The organism is Pseudomonas sp. BN607, from assembly GCF_029871175.1.
Lineage (GTDB): Bacteria > Pseudomonadota > Gammaproteobacteria > Pseudomonadales > Pseudomonadaceae > Aquipseudomonas.
Map to the genome: position 1 here is coordinate 114105 of NZ_SSOE01000064.1, position 14972 is coordinate 129076.

At 63.2% G+C, this 14972-nt stretch carries 12 protein-coding genes and 1 tRNA gene; 8 read left to right on the forward strand and 5 right to left on the reverse strand.

Translation table 11 applies throughout. The features are described 5' to 3' along the window. The first annotated feature begins 191 nt into the window (after positions 1 to 191). From E8E68_RS21520 to E8E68_RS21530, 3 genes are all read left to right on the forward strand, one after another. A tRNA-Met gene (locus E8E68_RS21520) sits at positions 192 to 268 on the forward strand. Positions 269 to 530: 262 nt separating this feature from the next. Next, entirely contained in the window at positions 531 to 3173 is a 2643-nt protein-coding gene (mprF, locus tag E8E68_RS21525) for a bifunctional lysylphosphatidylglycerol flippase/synthetase MprF (RefSeq protein ID WP_280344538.1), read from the forward strand. Further along, positions 3173 to 4465 (forward strand): AcvB/VirJ family lysyl-phosphatidylglycerol hydrolase, encoded by a 1293-nt coding sequence (locus E8E68_RS21530; RefSeq protein ID WP_280344540.1) that lies wholly within the window; start codon positions 3173 to 3175, stop codon positions 4463 to 4465. The genes mprF and E8E68_RS21530 overlap by 1 nt, the downstream gene beginning before the upstream one ends. Positions 4466 to 4503: 38 nt before the next feature. On the opposite strand, the gene E8E68_RS21535 is transcribed toward E8E68_RS21530, so the two are convergent. Beyond that, positions 4504 to 6414 carry a potassium transporter Kup gene (locus E8E68_RS21535; RefSeq protein WP_110743827.1) on the reverse strand — a complete coding sequence of 637 codons (1911 nt, stop codon included), beginning with the start codon at positions 6412 to 6414 and terminating at the stop codon, positions 4504 to 4506. Positions 6415 to 6649: 235 nt separating this feature from the next. Between E8E68_RS21535 and rimO the strand changes: the two genes are divergently transcribed. Beyond that, positions 6650 to 7981, forward strand: a complete 1332-nt coding sequence (rimO, locus tag E8E68_RS21540; RefSeq protein WP_110743828.1) for a 30S ribosomal protein S12 methylthiotransferase RimO — start codon at positions 6650 to 6652, stop codon at positions 7979 to 7981. A gap of 71 nt (positions 7982 to 8052) precedes the next feature. Here the strand turns inward: rimO and E8E68_RS21545 are convergent, their stop codons facing one another. The 4 genes from E8E68_RS21545 to E8E68_RS21560 form a co-directional block, all read right to left on the reverse strand. Continuing rightward, the gene (locus E8E68_RS21545) at positions 8053 to 8802 is read right to left on the reverse strand and encodes a hypothetical protein (RefSeq protein WP_110743843.1); all 750 of its coding nucleotides are present in this window, start codon (positions 8800 to 8802) and stop codon (positions 8053 to 8055) included. Positions 8803 to 8857: 55 nt separating this feature from the next. Further along, a complete protein-coding gene (locus tag E8E68_RS21550) occupies positions 8858 to 10495 on the reverse strand; it encodes a DUF5666 domain-containing protein (protein ID WP_280344549.1) in 1638 nt (545 codons plus the stop codon). Next, positions 10492 to 11337 (reverse strand): DUF6502 family protein, encoded by an 846-nt coding sequence (locus tag E8E68_RS21555; RefSeq protein WP_280344552.1) that lies wholly within the window; start codon positions 11335 to 11337, stop codon positions 10492 to 10494. The genes E8E68_RS21550 and E8E68_RS21555 overlap by 4 nt, the downstream gene beginning before the upstream one ends. 199 nt (positions 11338 to 11536) lie before the next feature. Beyond that, positions 11537 to 12124 carry a hypothetical protein gene (locus E8E68_RS21560; RefSeq protein WP_280344624.1) on the reverse strand — a complete coding sequence of 196 codons (588 nt, stop codon included), beginning with the start codon at positions 12122 to 12124 and terminating at the stop codon, positions 11537 to 11539. Positions 12125 to 12334: 210 nt separating this feature from the next. Between E8E68_RS21560 and E8E68_RS21565 the strand changes: the two genes are divergently transcribed. The 4 genes from E8E68_RS21565 (at position 12335) to tsaA (ending at position 14831) form a co-directional block, all read left to right on the forward strand. After that, the gene (locus E8E68_RS21565) at positions 12335 to 12790 is read left to right on the forward strand and encodes a GNAT family N-acetyltransferase (RefSeq protein WP_266031710.1); all 456 of its coding nucleotides are present in this window, start codon (positions 12335 to 12337) and stop codon (positions 12788 to 12790) included. Between the two features lie 120 nt (positions 12791 to 12910). Then, complete coding sequence (locus E8E68_RS21570; protein ID WP_110747420.1) at positions 12911 to 13621, forward strand: rRNA pseudouridine synthase; 711 nt, start codon at positions 12911 to 12913, stop codon at positions 13619 to 13621. 49 nt (positions 13622 to 13670) lie between these two features. Then, the gene (locus E8E68_RS21575; protein WP_280344557.1) at positions 13671 to 14132 is read left to right on the forward strand and encodes a DUF1456 family protein; all 462 of its coding nucleotides are present in this window, start codon (positions 13671 to 13673) and stop codon (positions 14130 to 14132) included. A 6-nt stretch (positions 14133 to 14138) separates the two neighbouring features. Continuing rightward, positions 14139 to 14831, forward strand: a complete 693-nt coding sequence (tsaA, locus tag E8E68_RS21580; protein ID WP_280344560.1) for a tRNA (N6-threonylcarbamoyladenosine(37)-N6)-methyltransferase TrmO — start codon at positions 14139 to 14141, stop codon at positions 14829 to 14831. Positions 14832 to 14972: the final 141 nt, after the last annotated feature.

Below are 14972 nucleotides of genomic sequence, written 5' to 3' on the forward strand. Positions count from 1 at the left end.
GTAGCTCGTCGGGCTCATAACCCGAAGGTCGTCGGTTCAAATCCGGCTCCCGCAACCAGATTCAAGATAAGGCCACTGTTAACACAGTGGCCTTTTTCTTGGCCTGCGAAAAACTGCAGCAAAAAAACGTTGGCAAATAAACACTTGGCGCTTGACACGCAATCACCAAGCTGTATAATGCGCACCTCTGACGCGGGATGGAGCAGCCTGGTAGCTCGTCGGGCTCATAACCCGAAGGTCGTCGGTTCAAATCCGGCTCCCGCAACCATATTCGTCAGAACAAACCCCGCCTGTGTAACAGCAGCGCGGGGTTTGTTGTTTCTACCCTCCCTGCTTTTCGCCCCCCCCGACTTTGCCCGCCGTCCAGCCAACCCGCAGGCTTGAGGCGTCACACCCAGGATGAACTATCTTTAACCCTGCCAGGCCCCCGAAAGCGCCTGAGCCCGGAGTAACATTGGATACGTTTTCCAAAGGGACTTTCACTTGGCCGCACCTTTCCTTCACCTCGCGCTGCATGCCCGGGGCCACTCATGACTTCCCACAATCCCGAACCTCCGGTGCCACTCGCCTCGGCACTGCCGGGTGCTGTGCAGCGCCTGCCCTGGCTTGAACGCCTGAGCCGCTACCGCCAGCCCATCGGCCTGGTGGTGACCCTGGTGCTGTTCACCATGGGGTTGATTGCCTGCCGCCACCTGCTGAGCGAACTCGACATCTATGCCCTGCACGATGCCATGCTTAGCGTGCCCGCGCAGTCGTTGCTCGGCGCCTTCGTGGCGACCGTGGTGGGCTTCGTTATCCTGCTAGGTTACGAGTGGTCGGCCAGCCGCTATGCCGGGGTCAAATTGCCTGCACGCAGCCTGGTGCTGGGTGGTTTCAGCGCTTTTGCCATCGGCAATGCCATTGGCCTGTCGATGCTATCCGGCGGCTCAGTACGTTACCGTCTGTATGCACGCCAAGGCCTTGGTGCGGCGGAAGTCGCGCGCATGACCGTGTTTGCCAGCCTGTCGCTGGGCTGCGCGCTGCCGCCCCTGGCTGCCTTGGCAACCTTGAGCGACCTGCCGGCTGCCTCGACCGCGCTGGGCCTGCCAGCCGGCCTGTTGGCCGCTGTCGCCGGCGCCGTGCTGGTAGCGTCTGCCCTGTTGGTGACTGGCTTGTATCGCCGGCGCCTGGCCGAACAGCCGCTGGCCAACAACCTGCTGGTACAACTTGGCCGGCGCACGCTGCGCCTGCCGGGGGCGCGCCTGGCTGCCCTGCAATTGCTGATCACTGCGCTGGATGTGGCGGCAGCCGCCACCGTGCTGTACCTGCTGCTGCCCGAAGCACCACCTTTCGGCGCGTTCGTGCTGGTTTACTTGCTGGCCTTGGCTGCGGGTGTGCTCAGCCACGTACCGGGCGGCGTCGGGGTGTTCGAAGCGATTCTGCTGGCAGCTTTTGCCGACCAACTCGGCGCGGCACCGCTGGCCGCTGCCCTGCTGCTGTACCGGTTGATCTACGTGGTACTGCCGCTGCTGCTGGCCTGTGTGCTGCTGCTGGCCAACGAAGCCCGGCGCCTGCTGTTCGCGCAACAGGCCATCAAGGCCGCCTCGGGGCTGGCCGCCCCCATCCTGTCGATTCTGGTGTTTCTGTCCGGCGTGGTGCTGCTGTTCTCTGGCGCCACCCCCGAAATCGACACCCGCCTGGAGCACATGGGCTTCCTTGTGCCACACCGGCTGATCGATGCCTCGCACTTCGGCGCCAGCCTGATCGGTGTGCTGTGCTTGCTGTTGGCCCAGGGCCTGCGCCGGCGCCTGTCTGCCGCCTGGCTGTTGACCACCGTGCTGTTGCTGGTCGGCGCCCTGCTGTCACTGCTCAAGGGCTTCGACTGGGAAGAGGCCTGCCTGCTGACCTTCACGGCTGCCCTGCTCGCCCTGTTCCGTCGCTCGTTCTACCGCCCCAGCCGCCTGTTGGAGCTTCCATTCTCGCCGGTCTTTCTGGTGGCCAGCGCCTGCGCAGTCGGCGCATCGGTGTGGTTGCTGCTGTTCGCCTACCAGGATGTCCCTTACAGCCATCAACTGTGGTGGCAGTTCACCCTCGATGCCGACGCGCCACGGGGCCTGCGCGCCGCCATGGGCAGTGCCTTGCTGCTGGCGGCCGTGGCGCTGACCTGGCTGCTGCGCACCGCGCCACCCGTTATCCACCTGCCTGATGAAGAAGAGCTGCAACGCGCCAACCGTATCCTGCTGGCTTCCGAGCAGCCCGACGGTGGCCTGGCGCTGACCGGCGACAAAGCGCTGCTGTTCCACCCACGTGACAACGCGTTCCTCATGTACGCCCGGCGCGGCCGCAGCCTGGTGGCGCTATACGACCCGATCGGGCCGGCCCAGGAGCGCGCCGAAATGATCTGGCAGTTCCGCGACCTGTGCGACCTGCACCACGCCCGACCGGTGTTCTACCAGGTGCGCGCCGAAAACCTGCCGTTCTACATGGACATCGGTCTGACCGCGCTCAAGCTGGGTGAAGAAGCCCGGGTCGACTTGCGCCGCTTCGACCTGGAAGCCAAGGGCAAGGAAATGAAGGACCTGCGCTACACCTGGAACCGCGGTGGCCGCGATGGCCTGAGCCTGGAAATCCACGAACCGGGGCATGCACCGCTGGCAGAGCTGAAGGAAATTTCCGATGCCTGGCTAGGCGGCAAGAACGTGCGCGAGAAAGGCTTTTCCCTGGGGCGCTTCAGCGCGGACTACCTGCAACACTTCCGCATCGCCCTGATTCGCTTCCAGGGCCGCCCGGTGGCCTTCGCCAACCTGCTGGAAACCCATGGCAACGAACTGGCCAGCCTTGACCTGATGCGAGCGCACCCCGAGGCACCGAAGCTGACCATGGAGTTCATGATGATTGGCCTGATCCTGCACTACAAAAGCCATGAGTACGCGCGCTTCAGCCTGGGCATGGTACCGCTTTCCGGCCTGCAGCCGCGACGTGGCGCACCCTTGACCCAGCGCTTGGGGTCGATGGTGTTCCGCCGTGGCGAACAGCTTTACAACTTCCAGGGGCTAAGACGCTTCAAGGACAAATTCCAACCGGACTGGGAACCCCGCTACATGGCCGTGCCGGCCGGGCTTGACCCGCTGGTGGCACTGGCCGACACCGCCGCCCTGATCGCAGGCGGCTTGACTGGATTGGTGAAACGTTGATGACCCGACGCTTTTGGCTGTACTTGCTGGTTCCCCTGCTGATGGCTGCGCTGGGGGGCGCGCTGGCGTTCTGGCTGTGGACACGCCCGGCCCCCGAGGCGCGCCTGGAGCAACTCAGGATCGATGACACCAGCATCACCCGCGTTACACCTGGTGTACACCCGAAGGCCCGAGTGGCCATCAGCGTGCCCCAGGAGCAGGCCCTGACCGACAAGCAACTGATGGACCTGGCCCAGGCCGGTGAGGCCCAACTGGTGCAGGTGATCCTGCCGCCGAACGACTGCAGCAAGCAGCAGCAGGCCATGGACCATGCGCTGAGCCAGCTGCCGGAGAAACCTACGCTGGTCGCCGGTATCGGCCCCGGTGCCGCCCAGGCATGGCGCTGGCTGGCCAGTCAGAATGATGACAAGGCCCGGGCCATATCCGTGGACTTCACTGTCGAGCAACCTGGCTGCCAGGCGCCGCTGCCAAAATCCGCGGCCCATGGCCACTGGAACGTCGCCTGGAACGACAACCCGGATGACGCCAGCGCCGCTTTCGTGCGCGACCAGGCCAATGCCGAAACCAGCATCAGCGACTACGACATCCACCTGCCGCAAGTGCTCAAGTCGCAATTGACCCAGGCCCTGGTCGGTCACGACGGCAACGCCTTGGCCATCCCGGTAGTCGAAGTGCCGGCCGGGCAAACCACTGACACGGTCACCCTGTTCCTCTCCGGTGACGGCGGCTGGCGCGACCTGGACCGTGATGTTGCCGGCGAAATGGCCAAGCTGGGCTACCCGGTGGTAGGTATCGATACGCTGCGCTATTACTGGCAGCACAAGACGCCAGAACAAAGCGCGGCCGACCTGTCCGAGCTGATGCAGCATTACCGGCAAAAATGGGGCACCAAGCGTTTTGTACTGACCGGCTATTCGTTCGGCGCTGATGTGCTGCCGGCGATCTACAACCGCCTGCCGGTAGAGGACCAGCAACGTGTCGACGCGGTGATGTTGCTGGCGTTTGCCCGCAGCGGCAGCTTCGAGATCGAAGTCGAGGGCTGGCTGGGCAAAGAAGGCCAGGAAGCACCAACCGGGCCGGAGATGGCCAAGTTGCCGGCCTCCAAGGTGGTGTGCGTATATGGCGTGGAAGAGACCGATGAAAGCGGTTGCACCGAAAAGACTGCGGTGGGTGAACGCCTGAAGCTCCCTGGGGGGCACCACTTTGATGAAAACTACCCGGCGCTGGCCAAGCGCTTGATTGGTGAGATCGAGACACGCCAGGGTAAATCCAGCGTCGCCGAACAGAACTGACAATGATTGACAGGGGCCGCTTTGCGGCCCCTTGGCAATCAGATCTCGACCTGGGTACCCAGCTCGATCACCCGGTTCAGCGGCAGGTTGAAAAAGCGCAGGTTACCGTTGGCATTCTTCAGCAGGAACGCGAACAGGTTGCCACGCCAGCGCGACATCCCCTCCAGCCGTGAAGCAATCACCGTCTCGCGGCTGAGGAAGTAAGTGGTGCGCATCGGCGTGAAGTCGAGGTCATCCAGGTGACACAGCTTCAACGCCGCCGGCACATCTGGCTCATCCATGAAGCCAAAGTGCAGCAGCACGCGGAAGAACCCGTCACCATACGCCTCCACCTCAAAGCGTTCGTGCTCCGGTACGCGAGGCCGATCCTCGCTGACCACTGTCAGCAACACCACCTGGGTATGCAGCACCTGGTTGTGCAGCATGTTGTGCAACAACGCATGCGGCACGGCATCGGAGCGCGCGGTAAGGAACACCGCCGTGCCTTCGACCCGGTGCGGCGGCTGGATGCGGATACTGCTGATGAACAGCGGCAGCGGCAGGGCGCCTTCATCGATGCGCTCAACCAGGATCTGCTTGCCGCGCTTCCAGGTGCTCATCAACAGGAACAGCACACCCCCGGCCAACACCGGGAAGGCACCGCCCTGGAAGATTTTCGGCACGTTGGCGGCGAAGAACAGCCCATCGACGAACAGGAAACCTATCAGGATGGGCACCGCCAGCACCGGTGGCCACTTCCACAGCAGCAACATCACCGCCGACACCAGAACAGTGGTCATCAGCATGGTGCCGGTTACCGCCACCCCGTAGGCTGCCGCCAGGGCGCCGGACGACTCGAAGCCGATCACCAGCAGTACCACTCCAACCATCAGCGTCCAGTTCACTGCACCGATGTAGATCTGCCCCTGTTCGTCACTGGACGTGTGCTGGATATGCATGCGTGGGATGTAGCCCAGCTGGATGGCCTGGCGGGTCAGGGAGAAGGCACCGGAAATCACCGCCTGCGAAGCAATTACCGTGGCCATGGTGGCCAGCCCCACCAATGGCAGCAGCGCCCAGCCCGGCGCCAGCAGGTAGAACGGGTTGCGCGCCGCCTCCGGGTTTTGCAGCAGCAAAGCGCCCTGGCCAAAGTAGTTGAGCACCAGCGCCGGCAGCACCAGGATGAACCAGGCCCTGGCGATCGGCTTGCGGCCAAAGTGCCCCATGTCGGCGTACAGCGCCTCGGCACCGGTCAGCGCCAACACTACCGCGCCGAGGATGGCCACGCCCATGCCCGGGTGCACCACAAAGAAGTTGACCGCCCAGCCGGGGTTGACGGCCTTGAGCACTTCAGGGGTCTGCGAGATGCCATGCACCCCCAACGCGCCCAGCACCACGAACCAGGTGACCATGATCGGGCCAAACAGCTTGCCGATCTTCTCGGTGCCGTGCTTCTGCACCAGGAACAGCGCCACCAGCACTACCAGCGAAATTGGCACCACCCAGTGGTCGATGCCGTCGAACGCCAGGCCCATGCCCTCCACCGCCGACAGCACCGACACCGCCGGGGTGATCATGCTGTCGCCATAGAACAGCGAAGCACCGATCAGGCCACAGATCACCATCAGCGTACGCAACCGCGGGTAGGCCGCCGTGGCCCGCCGCGCCAGCGCGGTCAGTGCCATGGTACCGCCCTCGCCTTGGTTGTCGGCGCGCAGGATGAACATCACATACTTGAACGACACCACCCACAACAGCGACCACAGGATCAGCGACAGGATCCCCAGCACGCCATCATGGTTGACCGGCACCCCGTAACCGCCGGTGAAGACTTCCTTGAGGGTATACAGAGGGCTGGTGCCGATATCGCCATAAACCACCCCGACCGCTGCCACGAGCAGGCCCACGGACCGCGCCGCGCCCTGCTTCCCCTCGTGCCCGCCCTCAGCGTGACTGCTTGCCTGAACCATCGACCACTCCCGCAGACGGCCTTCACGGCCTTTAGTATTCACTTCGCCACCAGGCCCTCGAATGGACCTTGGCGCAACGGCGCGAAGCATAGCGCAGCGTTCGTCGTATTTCTGCTGGTCAAGCGACCGTGCGCTCGCTAGAATTGCGCACTTTTTGATCAGAGGCGCCGAAAGCGCCCATCAAGATCGCCCCCGATTCCGGCCGGGCGACCTGCATTCAATACCGAGGTTAGTCATGTCCACCACGCCCGCCACCCCCAAGGTAGGTTTCGTAAGCCTGGGTTGCCCAAAAGCCCTGGTCGATTCCGAGCGCATCCTGACCCAGCTGCGCATGGAAGGCTATGAAGTCGTGCCCACCTACGAGGACGCCGACGTGGTGGTGGTCAACACCTGCGGCTTCATCGACAGCGCCAAGGCCGAATCGCTCGAAGTGATCGGCGAAGCGATCAAGGAAAACGGCAAGGTCATCGTCACCGGCTGCATGGGCGTCGAAGAAGGCAACATTCGTGACGTGCACCCAAGCGTGCTGTCGGTCACCGGTCCGCAGCAGTACGAGCAGGTGGTCAACGCGGTGCACGAGGTCGTGCCGCCGCGCCAGGACCACAACCCACTGATCGACCTGGTGCCGCCACAGGGCGTCAAGCTGACCCCGCGCCACTACGCCTACCTGAAAATTTCCGAAGGCTGCAACCACAGCTGCAGCTTCTGCATCATCCCGTCGATGCGTGGCAAGCTGGTCAGCCGCCCGGTGGGTGAAGTGCTGAGCGAGGCCGAGCGCCTGGTCAAGGCCGGGGTGAAGGAAATTCTGGTGATTTCCCAGGACACCAGTGCCTACGGCGTCGACGTCAAGTACAAGACCGATTTCTGGAACGGCCGCCCGGTCAAGACCCGCATGCTCGAACTGTGCGAAGCACTGAGCAGCCTGGGGGCCTGGGTCCGTCTGCACTATGTGTACCCCTACCCGAACGTCGATGACGTGATCCCGCTGATGGCTGCCGGCAAGATCCTGCCGTACCTGGACATCCCGTTCCAGCACGCCAGCCCGAAAGTGCTCAAGTCGATGAAGCGCCCGGCCTTCGAAGACCGCACGCTGGCGCGCATCAAGAACTGGCGCGAGCAGTGCCCTGAGCTGGTGATCCGCTCTACCTTCATCGTCGGCTTCCCGGGCGAGACCGAGGAAGACTTCCAGTACCTGCTGGACTGGCTGACCGAAGCCCAGCTCGACCGCGTGGGCTGCTTCCAGTACTCGCCGGTGGAAGGCGCCCCGGCCAACGACCTGGGCCTGGCCGAAGTACCGGACGACGTCAAGCAAGAGCGCTGGGACCGCTTCATGGCCCACCAGCAGGCCATCAGCACTGCCCGCCTGCAACTGCGCATCGGCAAGGAAATCGAGGTGCTGATCGACGAAGTGGAAGAACAAGGTTCGGTGGGCCGCAGCTTCTTCGATGCGCCGGAAATCGACGGCAGCGTGTTCATCGACGGCGACCACGGCTTCAAGCCAGGCGACAAAGTACGTTGCCGTGTGGTGGATGCCGACGAATACGACATGTGGGCCGAGCCTGTCTAAAAACGGTTGAAGCCTGAAAAGCCCCTGCCCCGGCGTCCCCACAGGGAAGCATCGGGGCAGGGGCTTTTTCGTCAGAACGTGTGAAACAGCATCAGCCCGCCCTCGGCATCCGGGCTGGCATCCGAGAAGCCCTTGACCGCATAGAGTTGCACTTTCCACTGCTGGTTAAGCTTATGGGTGAGGAACAGGGTCAGCTCCCGGATCTGCGAGCCGGTCGAGACCACTTTCTGCCGCCAATCATAGGAGGCGCCTGCCGATGTGCCGACAGCCACCGGCAAGGCGAAACCGAGGCTGGCGAAGATCGGGTCGTCGAACTTGCTGTCAGGCGGGTCGCCAAACTTTTTCCAGCCTAGTGTGGCGAAGCCGGTGACAAGGCCAAAGCCTTTGGTGATGTCGACCTGAGCGGTGTAATCGTACTCGCCGGTGCCCAAGCACTGGTCTTCATCAGCGGTGGGGAATTTGACCTTGCCGATCAGGTCCAGCATCAGCCCGCCGTCACTGCCGTCGAGCAACGCATACCCGGCACTGGCAACCGTATCGCCCAGCCCGCTTTCTACATCATGGCAACCGCCGGGCAAAGGGTCACCACTGGGGCCTACTTCAGGGTTGGTGATGTGTAACCAGGGCACGGTGACTTTGTAGGTCATGAGCCCAGCCTCATATTTGCCAACCACCGGGAGGTACCAGATCTCCGACGTGGTACCGGTGCCATAGTCACCGCTGGAATAGTCCAATCCCGTGGCGATGCTGAAACTATCGGCCACGGCTGAAGCACCGGTACATGACAGCGCGCAGGCGATAAGAGTAAGCGCAGGTCTCATCGGCATCTCAGTACCTGTTTGGCAAGTGTGATCGACCTTACCCCAGCCTAGTTGGCTACCGCCCCGATCGCTCTGGATGCTCTACTTTTTCGAGGGGCTCTACCTTTTCCGGCTTTTCTACTTTTTCTACTTTTTCTACTTTTTCGACCTTTTCGACCTTTTCGACCTTTTCGACCTTTTCGACCTTCTCGACCTTCTCGACCTTCTCGACCTTCTCGACCTTCTCGACCTTTTCAGGTTTCTCAATTTTCTCGACTTTCTCAACCTTCTCGACTTTGTCCGGTTTCCCGACCTTCTCTACCTTCTCTACCTTCTCGACTTTTTCAACCTTTTCGACTTCGGCCTTCTCCACCCGATCGGAGCGGCCACTGGCGGTGTTCTCGCGTGATTCCACGGTATCGACCTGTTCGGACTTGCCAGACGTGTCAACACGGTCAGAGCTGCCCCGCCCACTGTGGTCATCATTGCTTTCACTACGAACGTGGGTGGCATCGCTCGCGCCATGGCCGCTGCCACTGGAGCCACCACCATTACTGCCCTGCCCGCTGCCATGCCCTGAGTGCCCTCTGTCCGGATTCTCGGCACGGTCACCCTGGAACTCCAGGCGGGTTGCCTGCAGCTCATGGCTGCCATTGAGCACCCCACTCACCCGGACGCGTTGATCAAGCGCAAAGGAAGCAGGTTGCCTGCCGACAATCACGGTCTGGTGCCCCAGCGTCACATTAATGCCGGCGACCACCCATTGTCGCGCCTGTGTGCGCTGCACCAGTCCTTCGACCACAACTTGCCGGGCACGCCCAGCAAACGGCAGGCTCGGGTCTGGGCGAGCTTGCGCCACCTCCAGCTGGCGCCCCGTCCACTGGCCGCGCACCAGCAGCTCCCGAGCCGGGGCTATCCGGGTTCCCAGTTTCAGCCCCTGCAAGCTGCCTGGGCTATCCACTGCACCAATGGCACTGGCCTCTTTGAGGCCAGGTGCGCGTTCGATACGGGTCGCCACCACTTCGCCGCGGGCATCCCGCAGGCCACTGACCCTGACCGGCTCACCTGGGCGCAACCCTTCAGCTACCCGCGCGCCAGCAGCAAGCCGCACAGGTTGGCCCATGACCCGTAGCGGTGCCGAGGCATTGGGCAGCGCGGTCAACGGCCCTTCAAACACGTGGAGAATCGAAATACGCCCTGCTTGCAGGCCGCGCTGGGTGGCGAATGCCTCGACCGCCACCACCTGGCCGATCGCCAGATGGCCCGTGTGGGCAGGGGCACCGTTCTCACTCACCGGTACGTCCTTGCCGTAGTGCACTTCCATGCCGTTTACGCAGATTGAGGCGAACCCGGTGATGGTGCCAACGATACCCGTGCCGCCCGGGCCCAGGATTGGCGCACCGGTACCGCCCACCCCGCCTTGGCTGTGATCTAAGTAGATACCGTCCACACCTTCGGCAACCGCCCCCGTGCCGCCGGTGCCGCCGGGGCGTTGCGGAAGTGGCGCACCCGTTCCTCCGACACCGCCGTTTTCGCTGCGTACACCGGTCCCGCCAGTACCGCCTGGAAACTGCAGGCCTGCGGCACCGGCCATCCCCACTTCATCCCGGCTGACACACACCGGCGCTGCGGCCACCTCGGCAGGCGCCAGCAGGTTCACCCCGAAAACCAGGGCGCACGTGACGGCACTGAGGAAGCGCGCAAGAAGGGTCATGGGCCGGGTGTCTTCGACGAATCGGGGTCGGTAGCTTCAGTGTAGAAATAAAGCCCGACAGTAATGCGCTGACGCTGCTCGTCACTGGGCGTGTCGACGCTTTCCAGCTCCGCGGCAAGCCGGCTGAAGGCTAGCAGCGTCTGCATGCCGTCCTTGGCCACCACGTCACGCAGATGCTCGACGCTGGCCGCGCTCAGGGCATCATAGTGCACGCTGCGCTCAAAGAACGGCTGGCCCTCGCAACTCAGGTTGTGCACCGCAGCGCAGGCATGATCGTGCAGGTTGTGGCCGAAGTACGCCGCCTTCTCGTCAAAGCCCTTCTGTGGCACGAATGCCTGAGCTTCCAGGTGCACACAATCCTGCTCGTCCAGCCGCACTACACCCAGGCGCAACCACTCATCCAGCACCACCCTGCCCCGGATATCGGTGCTGACCTTGGCCACCAGGGCATCGAACGAGCAATCGCCACCCACGCTGGCCAGCCGGGGCAGCGGCAGCGCCTGGCCAGGCGCCGAGCAAAACGGTGGGCTCGTGGTCCAGACGCTGACCAACTGTGCGCCCAGGGTAATGTTTGCCGGCAGGGCCTCGGGCGCCTTGCCCGCATCACTGCGCAGCCGCCGGACATCCTTGCGATGTACGCCTGTAAGCAAGCTGATGCGGCTATCGGTTGGCGGAGTGTCGTTCAGGCGAAACTCGTGATGGGCCACGTCGACGAACACTTGCTTGAGCAGGTCGGCGAACATTGTGTAGGTAACCCCTTTGCGCAGCATCAGGCGCACCAGCGGGCGCATGACACGCCGCAACGCGCTTAACATCGACGGGGGCAAGGTAGGCGATTGCATTGAGCGCGTTCCTTGACAGAGGAATCCAGCATACAACGCGGGAAATTATCCCACATAAACTGCAGGTACTTCCCGACAGGTACAAGAACAAACTGTCGGCGCTCATCGCAAGGACATGGTAATGGCCAGACAGGCCGGAAGCTGACCATGCAAAACCCGTCCGCTGTTTTTTGCATGGGCCGCTGCGAGTCAGCTCCAATCAGCTTCTGCTGTTGTCATCACCCGGTTCGCCACCCACATGGTTGCCGTTATCATCACCTGGTTCACCGCCAACATGATTGCCGTGGTCATCGCCAGGCTCACCGCCGACATGATTACCATGATCATCTCCGGGCTCACCGCCAACATGGTTGCCATGATCGTCACCCGCTTCAGCATGATTGCTACTGCGCCCAGCGTTCGAATTGCCGTCGTGGGCTCGGCCATCATGGCCACTGCCACTGTTGCCGGCATGACCACCACCTTCGCCGCCATTGCCGTGGCCACCGCCGCTTCCGCTTCCGCCACCACCGTGGCCACCGCCGCCACCGCTTCCGCCACCACCGCCGTGGCCACCGCCACCACCGCTTCCGCCACCACCGCCGTGACCACCGCCACCACCGCTTCCGCCACCACCGCCGTGACCACCGCCACCACCGCTTCCGCCACCACCACCATGGCCACCACCGCCGCCGCCATCTTTGGCGTAGGCACTGGAACCCTGGGAAATCGAGTCAGGGATCAACACAATCGACGTCGAAAGCACGCCAGTTACGGCTACCGCGAGTAGGGCCTTCTTGAACAGCAGGTGGATTTGCATAGTTCGTCTCCAGGGCTTCGCCACGAGAACGCCAAATCAGTCAGGAATTCTGTTGTTAGTTTGTTGTTTTCCTTGCGTGGGATTTTTTCCCACACCAAAGTAATAGTCCTCGCCAGCCTGGCCTTCAAGTGCTGTGCGATCAAGCCGACCGGTGGTTGGCCTGCTATGTTTTCCCTACCGCCATGGAGGAACAACGGCATGCCTGCGCTACTGACGCTGCAAACCCCGCGCTTGAGTGATTACAGCGAACTGGTTCAAGTGTGGGAAGACTCGGTACGCGCCACCCATGACTTTCTGCCAGAGGGGTATATCGTGCTGCTGCGCGAACACGTGCTGCGCCGCTACCTCGACGCGGTGATGCTGGTCTGCTGCAAGGACCGCCAGCGTATCTGTGGTTTCGCCGGGGTCGCCAACGGGCGCGTGGACATGCTGTTCGTCGCACCGGGCTACCGCGGCCAAGGGGTTGGCAAGCGCCTGCTGCGCTATGCCATCACCGAACTGAATGCCGAGCGCCTGGATGTCAACGAGCAGAACCCGCAAGCGCTGGGTTTCTACCTGCATGAAGGCTTCGAAGTGATCGGCCGTTCGGCAACCGACGGCCTGGGCCAGCCCTACCCCCTGCTGCATATGCGGCTGATGCGTACAGCGCCCTGAGGCTTCGTCCGAAAGTGCCGCGTCATGTGCCCAAAATGGCGCATCTGACACAGATTCCCATCATCAAGCGCGTAGGGGCAGGTACAATGGTGGTCTTTCCCTGCCTTTGCGAATTGCCCCATGTCCGAACCCGTCCGCCTGTCCAAACGCCTTATCGAGCAACTTGGCTGCTCCCGCCGCGAGGCCGAGCAGTACATTGAAGGAGGCTGGGTAACGGTCGATGGCGTGGTGGTCGAGCAGCCGCAGTTCAAGGTCGAAGCGCAGCACGTCGAGCTGCTGCCGGGCGCCCGGGCTGAAACACTGGAGCCGGTGACCCTGCTGCTGAACCAGCCGGCCGGCGTCGACAGTGAAACTGCCCGCGCCAGCATGAACATGGGCAGCCTGAGCGAGGCCCATCGCGAAGGCGTGCGTGCCCTGCACGGGCATTTTGCCCGGCAGGCTTGCGTGGCCCCGCTGGAGCGCGGCGCCAGCGGCCTGCAGGTGTTCACCCAGGACTGGCGGGTAACCCGCAAGATCGAAGCCGACCTGCGCCGTCTAGAGCAGGAATTCATCGTTGAAGTGCGCGGCGAGACCACGCCCCAGGCACTGGAACGCCTGGCGCGCGGCGCCACACGCAATGACCGCGAACTGCCCAAGGCCAAGGCCAGCTGGCAGAACGAGACCCACCTGCGCATGGCCCTGAAAAACCCGCAGCCCGGGCAAATTGCCGAACTGTGTGCTTACCTGCGCCTGGAGCTGGTAGGCATGCGCCGCATTCGCCTGGGTGGCGTATCGATGGGCAAGTTGCCCCTAGGCCAATGGCGCTACGTGGCCACTACCGAACGTTTCTAAGCAATACGCCGCGCTGGAACGCGCGGCACCTGAACAGGATTCTGCAGCAATGAACCACAATGATGTCCTGCGCAGCCTGCGCTACATGCTCAAGGTGAACGACGCCAAGATGGCCGAGATCATCGGGCTCTCCGGCCTCGAAGTGCATCCCCTGGTGCTGGCCACCTACCTGAAGAAAGAAGAAGAGGAAGGTTTTGTGCGCTGCCCGGAACGGGTGATGGCGCACTTCCTCGACGGCCTGGTGATCTACCGCCGTGGCAAGGACGACAGCCGCCCGCCCCAGCCGATCGAGCTGCCGGTCACCAATAACCAGATCCTCAAGAAGCTGCGAGTGGCCTTTGAACTCAAGGAAGACGACCTGCACGCGGTACTCAAGGCAGTCAATTTCCCGGTCAGCAAGCCCGAGCTCAGCGCGTTGTTCCGCAAGGCTGGCCACGAAAACTACCGACCATGCGGCGACCAGTTGCTGCGTAACTTCCTCAAGGGCCTGACCCTGCGCGTGCGCGGCTGAGTGGCCATGCAGCATACGGTTGCCCCGGTCGGCATCGTCCGCTCGTGCTTCAAGGAAAAGTTCGCCATCCCGCGCCAACCACAGCTGGCGCCCGCTGCCCGCGGCGTACTCGAGCTGCTGCCGCCGTTCGACCAGGGTGACGCGGTCGAAGGCCTGGAGCAGGTCAGCCACGTATGGCTGCTGTTCCTGTTCCACCAGGCCCTGGAGGACAAGCCGCGCCTGAAGGTGCGTCCACCGCGGCTGGGCGGCAACAAGAGCATGGGTGTGTTCGCCACCCGCGCGACCCACCGGCCCAATGGCATCGGCCAGTCGGTGGTGCGCCTGGAGGGCGTGGAGCCTGGGCGCCTGTTGCTGTCCGGGATCGACCTGCTTGACGGCACACCGGTGCTGGATATCAAGCCCTATGTACCCTACGCCGACAGTATCCCCGGTGCCAGCAACCAGATGGCCAGCGCCGCGCCTGCGGCAATTGCCGTACAGTGGGCCGACAGCGCCCTGCCCCAGGCCCGCGATCATGCGCTGCGGCTGGGCGAGCCGCTGGTGGAACTGATCGAGCAATGCCTGGCGCAGGACCCACGGCCGGCCTACCAGACTCCCCCGGCCGAGCGGGTGTATGGGGTGAGGTTCTGGGATGTGCAGGTAAGGTGGCATTACCCACAGCCGGAGGAGATCCGGGTGCTGGAGGTGGTACTGGGCTGAGGGCCACCGCATCGCCCTGTGTGGGAGCGGCCTTGCGTCGCGAAAGGGCTGCGCAGCGGCCCCAAGATTTCAGCCATCCTGCAAGGTCGCCGGGGCTGCTGCGCAGCCCATTCGCGACGCAAGGCCGCTCCCACAAAGGAC